The sequence below is a fragment of the Chryseobacterium barbadense genome, from assembly GCF_042849955.1.
Classification (GTDB): domain Bacteria; phylum Bacteroidota; class Bacteroidia; order Flavobacteriales; family Weeksellaceae; genus Chryseobacterium.
Genome location: NZ_BAAFHL010000021.1, coordinates 1 through 17217, shown reverse-complemented (window position 1 = coordinate 17217; position 17217 = coordinate 1). Strand labels below are relative to the sequence as shown.

Annotated in this window: 20 protein-coding genes; 13 read left to right on the top strand and 7 right to left on the bottom strand. The window is 37.7% G+C overall.

What is annotated here, in order from left to right; translation table 11 throughout:
* Positions 1-4: 4 nt before the first annotated feature.
* Positions 5-433, bottom strand: a complete 429-nt coding sequence (locus ACGHIN_RS09890; protein ID WP_390452973.1) for a DoxX family protein — start codon at positions 431-433, stop codon at positions 5-7.
* A 63-nt stretch (positions 434-496) separates the two neighbouring features.
* Positions 497-1069, bottom strand: coding sequence for a Crp/Fnr family transcriptional regulator (locus ACGHIN_RS09885; protein ID WP_390452971.1), 573 nt, complete (start codon positions 1067-1069; stop codon positions 497-499).
* 66 nt (positions 1070-1135) lie between these two features.
* On the opposite strand from ACGHIN_RS09885, the gene ACGHIN_RS09880 reads away from it, so the two are divergent.
* The gene (locus ACGHIN_RS09880; RefSeq protein WP_390452970.1) at positions 1136-1501 is read left to right on the top strand and encodes a DUF1304 domain-containing protein; all 366 of its coding nucleotides are present in this window, start codon (positions 1136-1138) and stop codon (positions 1499-1501) included.
* A gap of 9 nt (positions 1502-1510) precedes the next feature.
* Here ACGHIN_RS09880 and ACGHIN_RS09875 read toward each other — a convergent pair whose 3' ends face one another.
* Complete coding sequence (locus ACGHIN_RS09875) at positions 1511-1888, bottom strand: winged helix-turn-helix transcriptional regulator (RefSeq protein WP_390452969.1); 378 nt, start codon at positions 1886-1888, stop codon at positions 1511-1513.
* Between the two features lie 91 nt (positions 1889-1979).
* On the opposite strand from ACGHIN_RS09875, the gene ACGHIN_RS09870 reads away from it, so the two are divergent.
* Positions 1980-2975: a quinone oxidoreductase family protein gene (locus tag ACGHIN_RS09870; RefSeq protein ID WP_390452967.1), complete on the top strand. Its 996-nt coding sequence runs from the start codon at positions 1980-1982 to the stop codon at positions 2973-2975.
* The gene (locus ACGHIN_RS09865) at positions 2972-3445 is read left to right on the top strand and encodes a cupin domain-containing protein (RefSeq protein ID WP_390452966.1); all 474 of its coding nucleotides are present in this window, start codon (positions 2972-2974) and stop codon (positions 3443-3445) included. The genes ACGHIN_RS09870 and ACGHIN_RS09865 overlap by 4 nt, the downstream gene beginning before the upstream one ends.
* 3 nt (positions 3446-3448) lie before the next feature.
* On the opposite strand, the gene ACGHIN_RS09860 is transcribed toward ACGHIN_RS09865, so the two are convergent.
* Both ACGHIN_RS09860 and ACGHIN_RS09855 read right to left on the bottom strand, forming a co-directional pair.
* Complete coding sequence (locus ACGHIN_RS09860; RefSeq protein ID WP_390452964.1) at positions 3449-3904, bottom strand: thioredoxin fold domain-containing protein; 456 nt, start codon at positions 3902-3904, stop codon at positions 3449-3451.
* Between the two features lie 5 nt (positions 3905-3909).
* Positions 3910-5976, bottom strand: coding sequence for a TonB-dependent receptor plug domain-containing protein (locus ACGHIN_RS09855; RefSeq protein ID WP_390452962.1), 2067 nt, complete (start codon positions 5974-5976; stop codon positions 3910-3912).
* Positions 5977-6097: 121 nt separating this feature from the next.
* Between ACGHIN_RS09855 and ACGHIN_RS09850 the strand changes: the two genes are divergently transcribed.
* The 7 genes from ACGHIN_RS09850 to ACGHIN_RS09820 all read left to right on the top strand — a co-directional run bounded on the left by ACGHIN_RS09850 (position 6098) and on the right by ACGHIN_RS09820 (position 13686).
* A complete protein-coding gene (locus ACGHIN_RS09850) occupies positions 6098-7285 on the top strand; it encodes a homogentisate 1,2-dioxygenase (RefSeq protein WP_390452960.1) in 1188 nt (395 codons plus the stop codon).
* 36 nt (positions 7286-7321) lie between these two features.
* Positions 7322-8596 (top strand): acetyl-CoA hydrolase/transferase family protein, encoded by a 1275-nt coding sequence (locus ACGHIN_RS09845; RefSeq protein ID WP_390452959.1) that lies wholly within the window; start codon positions 7322-7324, stop codon positions 8594-8596.
* 142 nt (positions 8597-8738) lie between these two features.
* Positions 8739-9518 carry a hypothetical protein gene (locus tag ACGHIN_RS09840; protein WP_390452957.1) on the top strand — a complete coding sequence of 260 codons (780 nt, stop codon included), beginning with the start codon at positions 8739-8741 and terminating at the stop codon, positions 9516-9518.
* Between the two features lie 229 nt (positions 9519-9747).
* Complete coding sequence (hppD, locus tag ACGHIN_RS09835) at positions 9748-10878, top strand: 4-hydroxyphenylpyruvate dioxygenase (protein WP_390452955.1); 1131 nt, start codon at positions 9748-9750, stop codon at positions 10876-10878.
* A gap of 74 nt (positions 10879-10952) precedes the next feature.
* A complete protein-coding gene (locus tag ACGHIN_RS09830; protein WP_390452954.1) occupies positions 10953-11411 on the top strand; it encodes a hypothetical protein in 459 nt (152 codons plus the stop codon).
* A 52-nt stretch (positions 11412-11463) separates the two neighbouring features.
* On the top strand, positions 11464-12711 hold the full coding sequence (gene fahA / locus ACGHIN_RS09825; RefSeq protein WP_390452953.1) for a fumarylacetoacetase: 1248 nt from the start codon (positions 11464-11466) through the stop codon (positions 12709-12711).
* Between the two features lie 153 nt (positions 12712-12864).
* Positions 12865-13686 carry a flavin reductase family protein gene (locus tag ACGHIN_RS09820; protein ID WP_390452951.1) on the top strand — a complete coding sequence of 274 codons (822 nt, stop codon included), beginning with the start codon at positions 12865-12867 and terminating at the stop codon, positions 13684-13686.
* A gap of 47 nt (positions 13687-13733) precedes the next feature.
* Here ACGHIN_RS09820 and ACGHIN_RS09815 read toward each other — a convergent pair whose 3' ends face one another.
* Both ACGHIN_RS09815 and ACGHIN_RS09810 read right to left on the bottom strand, forming a co-directional pair.
* Positions 13734-14549 carry a TerC family protein gene (locus ACGHIN_RS09815; protein ID WP_390452949.1) on the bottom strand — a complete coding sequence of 272 codons (816 nt, stop codon included), beginning with the start codon at positions 14547-14549 and terminating at the stop codon, positions 13734-13736.
* A 38-nt stretch (positions 14550-14587) separates the two neighbouring features.
* Positions 14588-15427, bottom strand: a complete 840-nt coding sequence (locus ACGHIN_RS09810) for an alpha/beta hydrolase family protein (protein ID WP_390452948.1) — start codon at positions 15425-15427, stop codon at positions 14588-14590.
* 113 nt (positions 15428-15540) lie between these two features.
* Between ACGHIN_RS09810 and ACGHIN_RS09805 the strand changes: the two genes are divergently transcribed.
* The 3 genes from ACGHIN_RS09805 to ACGHIN_RS09795 all read left to right on the top strand — a co-directional run.
* Entirely contained in the window at positions 15541-16314 is a 774-nt protein-coding gene (locus ACGHIN_RS09805; protein ID WP_390452946.1) for a HipA family kinase, read from the top strand.
* Positions 16301-16684: a DUF3037 domain-containing protein gene (locus tag ACGHIN_RS09800; protein ID WP_390452944.1), complete on the top strand. Its 384-nt coding sequence runs from the start codon at positions 16301-16303 to the stop codon at positions 16682-16684. Before ACGHIN_RS09805 ends, ACGHIN_RS09800 begins: the two co-directional genes overlap by 14 nt.
* Before the next feature lie 21 nt (positions 16685-16705).
* A partial coding sequence (locus tag ACGHIN_RS09795; protein WP_390452942.1) for an alpha/beta hydrolase fold domain-containing protein occupies positions 16706-17217 on the top strand: 512 nt, incomplete at its 3' end.

The following is a 17217-nucleotide window of genomic DNA, read 5'->3' as shown; positions in this document are numbered from 1 at the left end:
TGAATTATTTTTTGGTTAATTGATCTAAACTAAAAGAATACTGTTGTTGACTTGCCAGTAAAAAAGCACCTGCACTTCCTACCCATACAGAATAATCGAGAGGGGCTTTACAGCCTAAAGCAATCGTCATAGACAAGGCAAAAATTAACAGTAGAAATCCTGCTCCGTAAGCTGCAATTCTGGTTTTATACCCTACAATCAGCATCAAAGGAAAAAGTATTTCTAAAAAAGTGGCTGCATACGCTGAAATCCTGCTTAGAGATTCAGGAAGGAAAAATGTGAGCTGTCTTGTGTACTGTTCAAAATTCTCCCAGTTTCCCCATGCAGAATTTTTACCCCAGAATCCAAAACGGTCTGCCACTGCGGAAAGCATCGTTACTCCAAGAGCAAGCCTTAAAAATAACTGTTGAAACTGAACTTTTTCTTTTCTCATGATATGGGCTTTTAATGACATGACAAAGTTCCGGTTTCTTCACCGTAAAAATCTTAAACTGGTTTAAGAACGTAATTTGGCCCGGATTTCACTGAGATATTCCGGGGTAAATCCCAAAAAGGAAGCAATAAGATATTGAGGAATCCTTTGAATGAACCAGGGATATTGAGTGCTGAAGTTCACATAAAGCTCTTCTCTGGACATTTCATACAAATAACGGATTCTTCGTTCTGAAGCGGCATAAGCTCTTTGATAGATCATCCTGAAATAACGTTCCATTATAGGGTGCTTCTTCAATAATAATTCCTGAGTTGGAAGGTCAATTACCAAAACAGAAGACTTTTCAACCGCCTGGATACAAAAATCTGACTGGATCTGTCTTTCATACGCAAAAGTATCTGTGATCCACCAGTTTTCTATGGCAAACTCTGTGGTTTGCTCCACCCCTTTTTCGTTGGTGAAAAATTTCCGGAGACAGCCTTTTACTACAAAATACATATTTTTGCAGACATCGCCGTCAAGCATCAGATTTTGTTTCTTCTTGACTTCCTGTACCTGGAAAAAAGAAAGGATAGATGCATATTCTTCATCATTTACCGTAATAAACTTATCTAAATGTGCCTTGAATGTATCCATTTTGTAATTGAGTACTCAAACTTAACTTTATTTTTTTAGTTTTACAATGACAAAAAATAATAAATCATGGAAATTGTTGCCAAAATTCTGATCGCCGTTGTCGCATTAGAACATCTTTATATTCTCTGGATGGAAATGTTTGCCTGGGAAACCAAAGGAAAAGAGGTTTTCAAATCGGCTTTACCTGCGGACATGTTCAAGCCGACGAAAGGTTTGGCGGCCAATCAGGGGCTTTATAACGGATTTCTTGCAGCCGGCCTTATCTGGTCTTTGTTCATTAAAGATCCGGAATGGCAGACCAATATTGCTTTATTCTTCTTGGGATGTGTTGCAGTAGCTGGAATTTATGGGGCAATTTCAGCAACCAAGAAAATATTTTTTGTTCAGGCTTTACCTGCTATTTTAGCAATTATTGCTGTTCTTTTGAAGTAATTTAATGATTTACCCCATTGATTCTTTGATCTTCCCGCGATGGATCAATCCCCAATTCACCAATGTTTCAGTAACCGGAAATACGGTTTTGCCATATTCTGTAACGGCATAAGTAACCGTAATAGGCTTCGTATCCTGAATGGTTCTCGTAATCAGCAAATTGACCTCCATTTCCTTCAGCTCTTTACTCAGCATTTTTGCGGAAATTCCGTCAATACCCCTTTGCAGTTTCTTAAAATGGATCTGCTGATCGGTCCTATTCGTTAAATACCGTAAAATCATAAGCTTCCACTTCCCGCCCAAAACATCCAGGCTGTCCCGCATCGCAAATAATTCTTCCGTGCAGGTTGCTTCTCTTTCTTTCCCGTTTTCCGTGATTTTGACCATAATAGTATCATTAAGGTAACTGGTTACCAATAGTTAACTAGCAACAAATATAAACTATTCTGTTTTTACATTTGTACATCAAATTACTCGTATGAAAGCCATTATATTAAATGAAAATTTCCAACTTGAGGAAAAAACCATTACCACACCTCAACCTAAAGATCATGAGGTTTTAATTCAGATTCAGGCAAGCGGTTTCAACCCAATCGATTACCAGATGATTGAAAACGAACTGGAACGCAAACTTCTAAAATCCCCAATTTTAGGAAGAGAATTATCCGGAATTGTTGTCGAAAAAGGGACAGAGGTAACTCAATTCAATATCGGAGATGAAGTATTTTGCGGAAGCGGTTCCATGGGCAGCAACGGAACCTATGCTGAATACATTGCAGTTCCTGAAGCGATTGTCGTTCTTAAGCCTAAAAACATTTCTTTTGAACAGGCGGCTTCGATTCCTTCAGCCGGGCTTACTTCTCTTCAAATTTTTAAACGTTTAAAATTAAATCCAGAGCACAGAATTTTGGTGACGGGTGCAGCTGGAGGAGTCGGTTCTTTTTTAATTAAGCTTTTAGTTGCTCATCACCTTCCAAACGTTATCGTAACAGTTGGAAGTGACGAAAACAGGCAGCATCTTCTGAAAGCAGGGCTTGAAAATCATCAGATCATTAACTATAGAGATAAAAGTCTTGTTGAAAATCTGTTAAAAGCTAATGACAACCAGCTTTTTGATATAGGAATTGATCTTGTGGGGAACAATATGTCTGAAGTGACCGCAGATGTACTGAAAATCAACGGAACCTATACAGATGTTACAGCCCTGGTTACAAAAGATGCCCACGAAACCCTTTTCAACAAAGGAACCATCATTATGAATATCTCCAATTATTCATACAGCATGAACCGTAATTATGAATATTATAAAAACAGTTTAATGGAGATTTCTGGTCTTATCGAAAAGGAAATCATTGTTCCCTCCAATTACAAAGTAATAGGCGGTCTTTCTCTGGAAACTGTTCTGAAAGCTCATTCAATTCTTAAAAATAACCAGACACAAGGCCATAAATTAATCATGAAACACACGATATGAACACAATACCAAGACGCATCGTTACAGGAATTAAAAACGGAAGATCTGTAATTATTGAAGATCAGCACGCAGAAAATGTGGTAGAACATCTTCCCGGACTTATCATTTCAGATCTCTGGAATACCCAGCAAATGCCTGCAAGTTTACATGATGAAATACTGATTCCCAACACAGGCTTTCCGCAAACGCCAAAGAGCGGAACCTATTTCCGCTATGTTGTGATTCCGCCGGATCAAGATTTGGGAGTAGAAATAAAACCGGGAGCACCTCATCCGATGATGCATCAAACCCAGACATTGGATTATATTATCATTCTTTCCGGAGAATTGTATTTGATCATGGAAGAAGAGGAAACTTTGCTGAAAGCCGGAGATATTGTCATTCAGCGAGGAACCAATCATGCCTGGAGCAACCGCTCCGAAAAACCTTGTATTCAGTTGGCAGTTTTAATTGATGCCGGTGAAAAATAAATTTTAAAGAGCAGAAATTTCAAGGAGTTTCTGCTTTAATTTTTCCGGTTTAAGCTGTCCTTCATGATAATACACCAGGTTTTGGTTTTTATCCAGGAAAATCCATAAAGGATAGACAGGCTGGTTTTTATTTTTAGACAAAGCCAAAGCCAATCCGTGAATTCCCGAATTCCCATTCGATACATAATCAAATTGCTGATTCTGAAAACGGATCTTTTCTTTGGTTTTCTCCGCTTCAAAATTGATGAAATAAACCTTTTCATTCATCATTTTCACCAACTCTTCATCCTTATTGATTTTAAAGGATTCTATTTTACAAACTGAGCACCAATCGGTATAAAGATGAATGACCACAGGTTTTGCATGCTCTTTCTGCCGGATTTCCAGTCCGGAAAAAGTACCCGTTTTTACCTGGGAAAGATAAAAACAGGGTACTAACATTAAAACTATATGTATCATCAATTTCATTTTACAATATATTTTACACCTAAAAATCCTCTGATCTTCTGCATCGGAGCATATCCGTATGTAGTATCAAAAGTATAATGGTTCGGGTTGCCCACCGGATCATTCACATGTTGGTCAAACGGATCAAATGGACGCATTAAAGGATCTTTCGGAGTGAAGTTAAACAGGTTCTTGATTCCGCAATACACTTCAAATCCTGACTTAAAGCTTTTCGAAACCTGAATATTCGCTAAAGAATACAACGGAGAATATTCCGGGCGGTAATCGTTCGGTAAAACAGGCAATCGCATAGGTCCGTAAAACTGACCTGTGAAATCAACAGTTACATTACTTGGGAATTTATATGACAAATTATAGGTTCCGCTCCATTTCGGGGCATGCAATTGCTGTGATTTTTCATTTTCGCCATCCAGCTTCTGGTACACATCAAGATAAGTCACACCCAAATTAATACTCAAAGGAAAACTGAAACTGTAATCCACATTCACGGAAGCTCCCCTCGAAATTCCGTAGCCATGAAGATTATCATAAATAATTTTATCCGGTTCGGAATCAAAATCCCCCACAATCTTATTGCTGAAATATGTATAAAATGCGGATGCATCCAGGTTAATTAAACGGTCACCTGCGGGAATTTTCCAGACATAGTTTATATTTCCATTGATAGATTTTTCAGGCTTTAAATTAGCTTTAATCACGACTTCACGGGAACCCGTCAAAGCCGCATGATCTTCCGTAAATAAATTCACCACCCTGAATCCGGTCCCGAAATTAAAACGCAAAGTGTGATACGGATTGGGAGAAAATTTCCAGGCGAATCTTGGCGAATGTACGGAATGGTGGATTTTGTCATAATCATACCGGTAACCCAGCAATAACGTGTTTTTAGCATTAATTTCCCACTGATCCTGGATAAAAGCACCCAAGATTGGCGACTTCATCGGCTGGTTGGTGAAGCCATCCGAAGATAAGGTTCCGGGAGTGCTGTCATCATAAAACGTTTTTTTAAAGGTCAATCCGAAGATCATATCATGTTTCCCCAGTTTTTTATCCCAATATGTTTGGATAAACGCTACTTTCTGTAACGCATCAAAAGGGTTGGACCCGTAAAAAGAATCCTGATTGTGATAATTATATGAAAATTGAGTGATCACCTGTTCTTTCAACGGCCATTGATATACTCCGAAAGCTTCTACTCTATTCGTATAAATACTTTCACCGTATACTTGATTACTTCCGCGATAAGACTTGTTCCACTGCATTTCACCGCCAAAACGGTCTTCATACAAATATCTCAACGCAAAACTGGCCTGCCGGTTCTCTTTTCTTTGAAAATTCCATTTATTGAAAACAGAAACCCTGTTTTGCAATGCTGCATCCGTGAAATTGTCTTTATTTTCATCAAATCTTTTGCTGAAGTTAAAATAGTTTAAGCTTAATAAGGATGCTGCATTTTTTCCAAGGCTAAATTTTGTTGACAGGTCCAGATTATTTTCACTCCATGTGCTTGTCATCAGATCAGCACTTAATTTCGGAGCTGTTAAAGCATTTTTAGTGATGATATTTATAACTCCGCCCATTGCTTCAGAGCCGTAAAGAGATGAAGCCGGACCTTTTACCACTTCAATTCTATCAATCAGGCTGTTGGGAATTCCACTTAAGCCATACACTGTGGAAAGTGAGCTTACAATCGGCATTCCATCGATCAAAATCATCGTGTAAGGCCCTTCCAGTCCATTAATGTGAATATCTCCCGTATTACAAACCGAACAGTTAAGCTGTGGTTTTACCCCATTTACCATGGCAATTGCTTCAAAAATACTGGGTGTAGGGTTTTTCTGGAAAAATTTCTGACTATAAATTTCTACCGCCACCGGACTTTTTGATTTGCTTATCGGTTTTATAGTTCCGGTGATCACTACATCATCAATTATCCTGGTCTTAGCTTCTTTTTGAGTACTGATCAAAGAATCCCTTTTATTTTCATTCATGCTTAAGCTATCCGTTTCCTGTGAGAAACAAAAAGAAGACAAGAAGACCATAGAAAATAATATTCGCGTCATGAAATTAAAATTGTTAGACAAAGCTAACAATTATTTTTAGAACTACAAAACAACATGACAAATGTTCTTAAAATCAATTCGTGAAAAATTATTAAATTTGAGAAACTACATTTAAAGTAAAATGAGATATCATCTAGCGGGAAATATCCCACAAAAAAGACATACGGTTTTTAAGTCTCCGGAAGATCAATTTTACTATGAGCAGCTTTTCGGTACGGAAGGTTTTCATGGTATTTCTTCTTTGCTGTATCATATCCACCGCCCTACCCAGATAAAATCCATAGGTCCTGCAAAGGATGTGACACCAAAGATTGCGGTTGAGAAAAACATCGCGCCAAGAATGTTCAAAGGAATGAATGTAACTCCTGAAGATGATTTCATGGACAGCCGAAAGATCCTTTTGATGAACAATGACCTGAAAATGGGATTGGCCAAACCAAGAAAGTCTATGGATTATTTCTATAAAAATGCGGAATGTGATGAGCTCTTATATGTTCATCAGGGAACAGGGGTTTTGAAAACTTTTGTGGGGGATCTGGAATTTTTCGTTGGCGATTATCTGATCATTCCCAGAGGAACCATCTATCAGGTTGAATTGAAATCTGATGATACGGTGTTCTTCGTATTGGAAAGTCATTCTCCGATCTATACTCCGAAAAGATACAGAAATGAGTTCGGACAGCTGTTGGAACACTCTCCATTCTGCGAAAGAGATATCATTGCTCCTACTTTCGTTGAACCGAAAAATGAAAAAGGGGAATTTTTAATCAAAGTAAAAAAAGAAAATCAGATCACGGATTTCATCTATGCAACCCATCCGTTTGACGTAGTAGGTTGGGATGGTTATTTTTATCCGTATAAATTCAATATCAAAAATTTCGAGCCTATTACAGGAAGAATTCACCAACCGCCGCCGGTTCACCAGAATTTTGAAGGGCATAATTTCGTAGTATGCTCATTCTGTGCAAGAATGTACGATTACCATCCGATGGCAATTCCTGCACCGTATAACCACTCCAATATTGATTCCGATGAAGTTTTATTTTACACGGAAGGAGATTTCATGAGCCGTAATCATATTGACCTGATGGATTTTACATTACATCCCGGAGGAATCGTTCACGGGCCTCATCCCGGAGCTATGGAAAGAAGTATCGGAAAAAAATTCACGGAAGAGTATGCGGTAATGGTAGACCCGTTCCGTCCGCTGAAAATTACGGAAGAAGCACTGAAAGTGGAAGATCCGTCCTATAAAACCTCATGGTTGGAAGAAAACGATAAAACGATGGAAGACCGTTCACAAGAGTAATACCATCACATCAATTCACTTCAAAAAACATTCAATATGTACGATTATATTAGTGCAGAGGAAGCCATATACACTATAAAAAGCGGAAACCGCGTTTTCTTTCACGGAAGCGCATGTACTCCGAATTACCTGATCGATGAGCTTGCAAGACAGTCTCACCGTCTCAAGAATGTGGAAATGGTTTCTATCACACAGCAAGGAAATGTAGAAATTGCCAAACCGGAATATAAAGACAGTTTCTTTATCAATTCCTTATTTGTTTCCACACCTGTTCGTGATGCCGTGAATTCAGACAGGGGAGATTTTGTTCCCGTATTTTTAAGTGAGATCCCGATTTTATTTAAAAAGAATATCTTACCTCTGGATGTCGCTTTGGTTACCGTCTCTCCTCCGGACAGACACGGTTTCTGTACATTGGGAACTTCTGTGGATGTGGCCAGAGCCGCTGTAGATACTGCCAAAATAATTGTCGCTATTGTCAATCCGAGAATGCCGAGAACCCATGGTGACGGGATGATTCATGTAAGCAGAATCCACAAGCTCGTTTGGCATGAGGAAGAGCTTCCAACCGTAGATTATGGTTCAAAAGTAGGGCCGGAAGAAATGCTGGTAGGAAAAAATGTTGCTGAGCTTATTGATGACAGATCAACTCTGCAGATGGGAATAGGAACCATTCCGGATGCTGTTCTGAAATGTCTGAATAATCATAAGGATTTAGGGGTTCACACCGAAATGTTGAGTGACGGGGTCATTGATCTGATCCAGAATGATGTAATCAACAATAAGTATAAAGGATATAACGAAAATAAAACCATTACCAGTTTCTGTTTCGGTACCAGAAAGCTGTATGATTATGTGGATGATAATACGGTATTTGCATTTAAGGATGTAAGTGATGTCAATTTCCCCATTAATATTATGCGGAATAAGAAAATGGTGGCTATTAATTCTGCCATTGAAATTGACCTTACAGGGCAGGTTTGTGCAGATTCCATAGGAACATTACAGTACAGCGGAATCGGAGGCCAGATGGACTTTATGAGAGGGGCTGCTTTAAGCGAAGACGGAAAACCTATCATTGCCATTACATCAAGAACCAAAAAAGGCGTTTCAAGAATAGTCCCGTTCCTTAAACAGGGAGCAGGAGTTGTTACTACACGAGGACACATCCATTATGTGGTAACGGAATACGGGACTGCTTATTTATATGGAAAAAGCCTCCGCCAAAGAGCTCAGGAACTGATCAGCATTGCTCATCCCGATGACAGGGAAATATTGGAAAGGGCTGCCTTTGAGAGATTTAAACATTAAAAAATTTTACATTACATTTGCCTGTTTAATTAATTATATTTTTCATTAAGAATGGCTTTTTTCTCTATTAAACATTGAAAGATAGAGAAGGCTTACGGTTTTGGCAATATATTTGATCAAATCCCTTTAAAAAACTCACAAATTGAAAACTATCTACAATGCAATTAGGGAAGAAGTTATACGACATCCTAAAGTAAAAAATTCCGTTTTAGGGAATGTCGGAGAATGGAAACGAAGCCATTACATCATTCTTTCCGAAATCATAAAAGAAGAATTATCAGAAGCTGAAGAACTGAAAGGAGGAAAAAAATTCGAAATAGGAAATACGATTTCACACGTCACTCTACAACGTTTTTTTGAAAATGACTACCAGGACAAAACCCACAATGACTTAAGGTTTCTAAAAACCCTGGACAAAATCTGTATTTTTTTAGGATACAAAGATTTAAATGCCTACATCCAATCTATGAAGGATAACAGGCCGAACCATGAAGACGACGACCGCACATTTTTAACTAAAATGATATATGATTATTGTGCAACTGTTTTTGAGTTTTATAAAAGTTTCCCGGAACATAAGCCTGAAGTTTTCAAAGATCTGGTCTTTAACGAATCTCCTTTTCTGGAAAGAGCCACTCATTTCAGCAAAGAATTATGTGAAAGAGACTTTCAGCTGGTGACCAAAAACAACCGTTCCAACTATGAGGTTTTCGACGTTCATCTCGTAACAGATGAGCCCGAAAAGAAAATCCTGGAATCACAGGAATTCTGGAATCTTTTGTTTAAAGTAGGTGAAACCGGTGAAGAACATTTTGTGAACCAATTGAATACCCAGATTTATTTTATCCGTAAAATAGACAATGTCTGGAAAATATGGGATAATTACAACCCGGATGCCGGAAGATTAAATCATAAAAAATAAAGCTGTAGTGGTTACTACAGCTTTTTGTTTCGAAATATTTTTTTTTCACTTGTCTTTGTGATTACAAATGTATACATCCAAACTCTAACATAATAAACTTAAGCAGACTTAAATAAACTTTTCTTTAAATTTATGTTAAGTCCGTTCAACAGGTATTCATTTAATATTTTAAATATTCCTAAGATTTTCGTAATTTGCATACCCAGAAAATAAAAAGTAAAAAGAAAATATGTCAACACTTACATTTGCCGAAAAAATTGCTCAAGCAGAGAATTTTTTACCCATCAACGGTACAGATTACATTGAGTTTTATGTAGGAAACGCTAAACAGGCTGCCCATTTTTACAAAACCGCTTTCGGTTTTCAGTCTTTAGCATATGCAGGTCCTGAAACAGGAGTAAGAGACCGTGCATCTTATGTTCTTCAACAAGGAAAAATAAGACTTGTTTTAACTACAGGTCTTAAATCGGACTCACCAATCAACGAACACGTAAAAAAGCACGGTGACGGAGTAAAAATTTTGGCACTTTGGGTAGATGACGCATACAAGGCTTTTGAAGAGACTACAAAAAGAGGCGGAAAACCTTACCTGGAGCCCGTAACGTTAACTGACGAGAATGGTGAGGTAAGAATGTCCGGAATTTATACATACGGGGAAACTGTTCACATGTTTGTAGAAAGAAAAAATTACACCGGTCCTTTTATGCCTGGTTATGAAAAATGGGAAAGTGATTATAACCCTGAAGAAACAGGTTTATTATATGTAGACCATTGTGTAGGGAACGTAGACTGGAACAGAATGCTTCCTACCGTTGAATGGTATGAAAAAGTAATGGGCTTCGTTAATATCCTTTCTTTCGATGACAAACAGATTAACACAGAATATTCTGCATTGATGTCTAAAGTAATGTCAAACGGAAACGGATATGCCAAATTCCCTATCAACGAGCCTGCTGAAGGTAAGAAAAAGTCTCAGGTAGAAGAATATCTTGACTTCTATGAGGGTGAAGGGGTACAGCATATTGCTGTCGCTACAAAAGATATCATCCACACAGTAACAGAACTTAAAAAACGTGGTGTAGAGTTTTTATCCGCTCCACCAGAGGCTTATTACGAAATGGTACCTGAAAGAGTGGGCCATATTGATGAAGATCTTAAGAAGCTTCAAAATTTAGGTATACTTATTGATCATGATGAAGAAGGGTACTTATTGCAGATCTTTACGAAACCTGTAGAAGACCGCCCTACTCTTTTCTTTGAAATCATTGAAAGACATGGCGCACAAAGCTTTGGGGCAGGTAACTTCAAAGCATTGTTCGAAGCATTGGAAAGAGAGCAGGAAAAGAGAGGAAATCTTTAATTTTAAGTAATAATATAAAGTTTTGTCAGGATGAAAAGTCTTGACAAAACTTTTTTATAAAACACATTCGTCATATGAGAAAAATATTTTTTGGAGTTGTATTTTTTGCAGCCACATTGGGAATTAAAGCTCAATACCGATCAATCAATGCAATTCTTACCAAACTTGAAGAAAGAAAAGGCATCAATCAACATCTTGAAACGGTGAGCATCGATAACAAGAAGTTTGTTTTCATTAAAGATGCGGAAGACCATACAGAAAGAGATTTTATTATTATCAAAGGAAAGCAGGCAACCTATGTGGAAGTTTTCGATGATAAAGCAACGGGAGAATCCAGCTCCAATGTTTTCACCGGCGATATTGTCAGAAAAAAGAACATTATTTCCCTGAGAGCAGATATGCTTGAAAATAAAAAAGTTCCTATGCCGGTTACCAAAACTTTATTGCTGACCAAACAGGATAATATTCTTTATCTTATCGATGTCAACACCAGAGACAGGTGGATCGATGAAGCCTCTTTTTCAAAAAAATAATAAACCTTTGAAATCAGCATATAAATTCTGATTCATATTTAATTCAAATTTTATGAAATCATTTGTAGAATACTCTTCCCAATCGGATTTTTCTATACATAATATTCCTTTCGGAGTAGCAGTTTTTAATAAAGAATATATCGGATGTTGTACAAGAATCGGTGATCAGGTTATTGATCTTGCCACCTTGTACGATCTTGGATATTTCGAAGATATTGAAGGGCTTGACGACAATGTTTTTGAAGCTTATACTTTGAACGAATTTATTGAACTGGGAAAACCGGTAACCAATGCCGTTCGTACTAAAATACAGCAATTACTTTTAGAAGGCTCTACTTTGTCAAAAGATCAAAAGACCATTGAAGAAGCATTTTACGATCTTGATAAGGTAAAAATGATGATGCCTGTACATATTCCGAATTACACGGACTTTTACAGCAGCATCGAACACGCCACTAATGTAGGTAAAATGTTCCGTGACCCGGCAAACGCTTTATTACCGAACTGGAAACACTTACCTGTAGGATATCACGGAAGAGCTTCCTCTATTGTGGTTTCCGGAACAGAGATCAACCGTCCGAAAGGTCAGATGAAACCTGCTGATGCAAATAAACCTGTATTCGGACCTTGTAAGCAGCTGGATTTTGAGATGGAAATGGCTTTCATTATTAACAAGAATACGGAAATGGGTGAAAGTATTTCTACAAAAGAAGCTGAAGATGCCATTTTCGGAATGGTAGTTTTCAATGACTGGTCAGCAAGAGATATCCAGTCTTGGGAATATGTTCCGCTTGGACCATTCCTTGCAAAGAATTTCGGTTCATCCATTTCTCCATGGGTAGTCACTTTAGAAGCTTTGGAACCATTCAGAACCGTTTCTCCTGTACAGGATCCTGAAGTGTTAGATTATTTAAAGTTTGAGGGCGATAAAAATTACGACATCAATCTTGAAGTTTATATTCAGCCAGAAAACGGAGAACAAAACCTGATCTGTGAAAGCAATTACAAACACATGTATTGGAATATGACCCAGCAATTGGCTCATCATACGGTAAACGGTTGTAACGTAGAAGTGGGTGATCTATATGCAAGTGGTACGATTTCAGGAAGTGACCCGAAATCTTTCGGTTCTATGCTTGAACTGACATGGAGAGGGCAAAATCCTATAACGTTAAGCAACGGAGAAGAAAGAAAATTCATTGATGACAATGATACGGTGACCATGAAAGCATGGGCTGAAAAAGATGGGGTAAGAGTTGGTTTCGGTGAAGTTTCCGGTAAAATTATTCCTGCGATTTAATAAGCTAACATAACACTTTAGTTTTTTAAGTTTAAGTACTATCAATAAATCAAGTTCACGTAAGTTGAAAATCAAAGATTTTCAACTTACGTATTCTTTAAATAAACATAATGTAAAAAACTTAAGTCACTTAAGTGTTCGAATAAAAGATATATGAAAACAGTAATTCCATCCGAAATATCTCCCGTACAGCTGCAAACAATTATGCAAACGGCTGTTGCGCCACGTCCTATTGCTTTGGCCTCAACCATAGATAAGAACGGAAATATTAATCTATCCCCATTCAGTTTCTTCAATATGTTCAGTACGGTTCCTCCCGTTTTGATCTTTTCTCCATCGAGAAGAGTTCGAGACAATACGACAAAACATACGTTGGAAAATGTTCTGGAAGTTCCGGAAGTAGTGATCGGTACCGTTAATTACCCTATTGTACAACAGATTTCTTTAGCTTCTACAGAATATGAAACCGGAGTGAATGAGTTTATCAAATCCGGATTAACAATGAAAGATGCAGATCTGGTGAAGCCTAAGCTTATTGCTGAATGCCCGGTCAACTTTGAATGTAAAGTTCTGGAAGTAAAATCATTGGGCGATCAGGGAGGTGCAGGAAACCTTATTATCTGTGAGGTTCAGAAAATCCACATCAGAGAAGAGTATCTGAATGAGCAGGGAGTTCCGGATCAGAAAAAACTGGATATGGTGGCCCGTTTAGGCGGAAACTGGTATTCGAGAAATAATGCGGATAATCTTTTTGAGGTTCCAAAACCTCTGGTTACTAAAGGAATCGGTTTTGATCTTCTTCCGGATGCCATCAAATATAGCAAAGTATTTACAGGAAATGATCTGGGAATGCTGGCTAATGTAGAAGAATTACCGGGGAATAATTTCCATGCGGATGAAAACATTCACCAGAATGCTCAGAAGTTGCTATTGGAAAACAAAATTGAGGAAGCCTGGAAGCTACTCATCTCATAAGTTAATAAAAATTAAAGCCTTCTTTTCAGAAGGCTTTTTATTATTCTTTATTCTTCAATATCAAGATTGTCTTTCAGATCAGGATTCAGCTTCAAAGCTTTTTTCTGCTTGCTTCTGAAATTAATATTCAGCAATTCAACCAGTAAACTGAATGCCAGACATGAGTAAATAATGTTTTTACTGATATGCTGATGAATTCCTTCAGCAACCAACATCACTCCAATTACCACAAGGAAAGACAGCGCCAACATCTGTAAACTTGGATGCTTATTAATGATTCTGGAAATAGGTCCTGCAAACATCATCATAATTCCAATTGAGATGATTACAGCAATGATCATAAGGACCACATTGTCTACCAATCCTACCGCCGTTAAAATAGAATCTAAAGAAAAGACCATATCCACTAAGATAATCTGGATAATAACAGTAGTCAGCAATCCGGAACCTGCCGATTTGGGTGCCTGCTGAACTTCATTGATCTGCATTTTCGAGTGGATTTCAAAGGTACTTTTCAGGATCAGGAAAATACCTCCTGCGAGCAGGATAAGGTCTTTCCAGCTTACCTGTAAAGCTTGTTCCGTTCCAGGCTCGTGAATAAATCCTATTGTCAGAACCGGTTCTTTTAATCCTATGATCCAGTTGATCATCAGCAACAACATGACTCTGAAAATCATCGCCAGGATCAAACCTATACTTCTGGCTCTTTTTTGTTGAATAGCAGGAAGCTTATTAGAAATGATCGAGATGAAAATAATATTATCCACTCCCAGTACAATTTCAAGAAAAGTCAGGGTTAATAAACTGATCCAGATCTGTGGATCTGCAAAATTGGGGAGTTCCAAGGCCGAAAACAAGTCCATATATTACTATTTTAAGTGAATATCAAAAATACAATTAATTACATTTTTTGTCGAATAAAATCAATGCATTTTTCTGTCAGAATATGTAAATCCGCAGGAAGCTGATCTTCTTCCCAAGGTTCTTTAGCTCCAAAGGTGTGATTGGCATTTTCAATCAGGAATAACTCGGAATTAGGGTTTAGGATATGAAGATGATTAGCACTTTTTACATTTACACTTTCATCCTGAGTTCCATGAACAATTAAAAAATGGGCCATAGCCATTTCCGCCGCTCTTTCTACATCAAACCGAAGGGCATTTTGTTCAAAATCTTCATAAAACTGGTAATAGTGAGGCATTTCTTGTCTGGTTCTGCCGTTTAAAACATGAAAAACACCTTTTTCTTTCCATTTCTGGAGATCTTTATCTCTCGGAAATCTTTCCAACGTATCTACACTAGCCAAAGTGATGAGCCCATTAATTCTTTCATCTTCAAATGTTTTTACAATAGAAATTCCCCCTCCTCTGCTATGACCGATAAGAATCACTTTCTGATCATCCACTTTAGGATCATTGATGAAGTGATTAATAATAACACTCAGGTCAGACAGTTCTTTAGAATAATTGTTATTTCCGAAGGCTTCCAGATCAGCAAAATTGTGAGGATCTTCAATCGTGGTTCCGTTATGGGAAAAATTAAATTTGACAAAGAAAAGCCCTGCTTCTGCAAACTTTTCCGCCATAAGATTCCAGGCGCCCCAGTCTTTATAGCCTTTATAGCCGTGAACAAAAATCAATAACGGTAATTTTTCGTTGGTTTCGGGATAAAATGCATCAGCCAGAAAATCTTTAGTTTCAGGATTGGAAATAATGATATCCTTTTTTTTCGTAATGTTCATATTGAAGTTGTCTTGTTTTTAAAAATATTAAATTAAAATCAAATGCCGTGATTAATTTTAATCTGTTGATTCATTTTAACTGCATAAAGAGATTAAAATCTTATTTTTGCTGTATGTTGGATCTAAGAACAGTCACTGTCATGCGTTATATTCTGCCTTTAAGAGAAGGAGGCTCTCTTCCGGCTTTGGCAGAAGCAGACGATGATTTTAAATATGTGCTGAAATTCCGTGGGGCCGGTCATGGAGTAAAAATGCTGATTTCAGAGCTTTTAGGCGGAAAAATTACAGAAGCTTTAGGATTAAAAATTCCTGAACTGGTTTTCATTAACCTTGATGTGGATTTCGGAAGAACGGAAGCTGATGAAGAAATTCAGGATTTATTAAAATTTTCAGAAGGGCTGAATCTTGGGCTACATTATCTTTCAGGTTCAATTGCTTATGATCCGAGTGTGAAAATTGATCCGCTTCTGGCTTCAAAAATCGTGTGGCTGGATGCATTCATCACGAATATTGACCGTACTTTTAAAAATACGAATCTTCTGATGTGGCATAAAGAACTTTGGGTGATTGATAATGGGGCTTCATTTTATTTTCATCATTCATGGCAGAATTTTGATACGGCAGCTAAAACGCCTTTCAAATATGTAAAAGACCATGTTTTGCTTCCGCAGGCCACTCAGCTTACAGAAGCAGATCAATTGGCCCATGAAGTATTAAATGATGCTCTATTCAGGGAAATAGTCAATTTGATTCCTGAAGACTGGTTACATTGGAACGATGCCGATGAAAGCCCGGAAGAGATCCGTGAAGTGTATTTTCAGTTTATGAAAACACGATTAGAACATTCTTCAATTTTTGTAAACGAAGCGCAGCATGCAAGAGGATAAAATATACGAATACGCCGTCATACGTCTGGTTCCTAAAGTTGAAAGAGAAGAATTTTTCAACATCGGGCTTGTTATGTTCTCAAAAAAGGAAAAATTTATTCGCGTGGAGTTTTATCTGTGTCCTGATAAATTCCAACTGATGCACAGCAAACTGGATTATGATGACATCATTCAAAATCTCGTAAGTTTTCAAAAAATCGCAAATGGTGATAAAGACGGAGGACCAATTGCTCAACTTGAAATTCCTGAGCGTTTCCGGTGGCTGACGGCAGTAAGGAGCTCTGTGGTACAAACATCCAGACCTCATCCCGGAAAAACAAAAGATCTGGAAAAGACCTTTGGTAAACTTTTTGAGGAGTTAGTTAAATAACCACCCTCAAAAAATAATACTATGAAATCATATACGAACAATATATTACACAGGTTTTCCATAAACCTGTTTTTTGTTTCCTTTCTGCTTGCCTTTAACTGGGGATTTTCTCAAAATCAAATTCAGCCTGAAGTACAAAAAAGCACACTTCTTTTCGAAAAAACTACAGTATCTGAAGATCTTACTTATAAAATCAGTGAAAAAGGCGCTCCTGTTTTCTTGGACGTTTATACTCCCAAGGCTCCCGTAAATAAAAAGCTGCCAGTTGTTATTTATGTACACGGAGGCGGATGGGTAGAAGGAGATAAGGCCATCCGCGCCGACAGCTATATAGAGAATATGGTTCTTAAGCTTACGGAAAAGCAATATGCTGTTATCAGCATCAATTATACCCTGGTGGATGAAGGCACGCACTTTCCAGACCCTGTTGAGGATACCAAAGATGCCGTAAGATGGGTACGAAAGAATGCAGGAAAATATAATTTCGACACGAATAATATAGGATTTTTCGGAACCTCTGCAGGGGCTCATTT

Excerpts from the sequence above, each read along its gene's own strand:
- ACGHIN_RS09870 (WP_390452967.1), top strand. The coding sequence starts at position 1,980 with ATGAAAGCCATTATATTAAATGAAAATTTCCAACTTGAGGAAAAAACC.
- ACGHIN_RS09830 (WP_390452954.1), top strand. The coding sequence starts at position 10,953 with ATGAGAAAAATATTTTTTGGAGTTGTATTTTTTGCAGCCACATTGGGA.
- ACGHIN_RS09850 (WP_390452960.1), top strand. The coding sequence starts at position 6,098 with ATGAGATATCATCTAGCGGGAAATATCCCACAAAAAAGACATACGGTT.
- fahA (WP_390452953.1), top strand. The coding sequence starts at position 11,464 with ATGAAATCATTTGTAGAATACTCTTCCCAATCGGATTTTTCTATACAT.
- ACGHIN_RS09810 (WP_390452948.1), bottom strand. The coding sequence starts at position 15,427 with ATGAACATTACGAAAAAAAAGGATATCATTATTTCCAATCCTGAAACT.
- ACGHIN_RS09800 (WP_390452944.1), top strand. The coding sequence starts at position 16,301 with ATGCAAGAGGATAAAATATACGAATACGCCGTCATACGTCTGGTTCCT.
- ACGHIN_RS09885 (WP_390452971.1), bottom strand. The coding sequence starts at position 1,069 with ATGGATACATTCAAGGCACATTTAGATAAGTTTATTACGGTAAATGAT.
- ACGHIN_RS09820 (WP_390452951.1), top strand. The coding sequence starts at position 12,865 with ATGAAAACAGTAATTCCATCCGAAATATCTCCCGTACAGCTGCAAACA.
- ACGHIN_RS09875 (WP_390452969.1), bottom strand. The coding sequence starts at position 1,888 with ATGGTCAAAATCACGGAAAACGGGAAAGAAAGAGAAGCAACCTGCACG.
- ACGHIN_RS09860 (WP_390452964.1), bottom strand. The coding sequence starts at position 3,904 with ATGATACATATAGTTTTAATGTTAGTACCCTGTTTTTATCTTTCCCAG.
- ACGHIN_RS09890 (WP_390452973.1), bottom strand. The coding sequence starts at position 433 with ATGAGAAAAGAAAAAGTTCAGTTTCAACAGTTATTTTTAAGGCTTGCT.
- hppD (WP_390452955.1), top strand. The coding sequence starts at position 9,748 with ATGTCAACACTTACATTTGCCGAAAAAATTGCTCAAGCAGAGAATTTT.
- ACGHIN_RS09880 (WP_390452970.1), top strand. The coding sequence starts at position 1,136 with ATGGAAATTGTTGCCAAAATTCTGATCGCCGTTGTCGCATTAGAACAT.
- ACGHIN_RS09805 (WP_390452946.1), top strand. The coding sequence starts at position 15,541 with ATGTTGGATCTAAGAACAGTCACTGTCATGCGTTATATTCTGCCTTTA.
- ACGHIN_RS09845 (WP_390452959.1), top strand. The coding sequence starts at position 7,322 with ATGTACGATTATATTAGTGCAGAGGAAGCCATATACACTATAAAAAGC.
- ACGHIN_RS09855 (WP_390452962.1), bottom strand. The coding sequence starts at position 5,976 with ATGACGCGAATATTATTTTCTATGGTCTTCTTGTCTTCTTTTTGTTTC.
- ACGHIN_RS09815 (WP_390452949.1), bottom strand. The coding sequence starts at position 14,549 with ATGGACTTGTTTTCGGCCTTGGAACTCCCCAATTTTGCAGATCCACAG.
- ACGHIN_RS09865 (WP_390452966.1), top strand. The coding sequence starts at position 2,972 with ATGAACACAATACCAAGACGCATCGTTACAGGAATTAAAAACGGAAGA.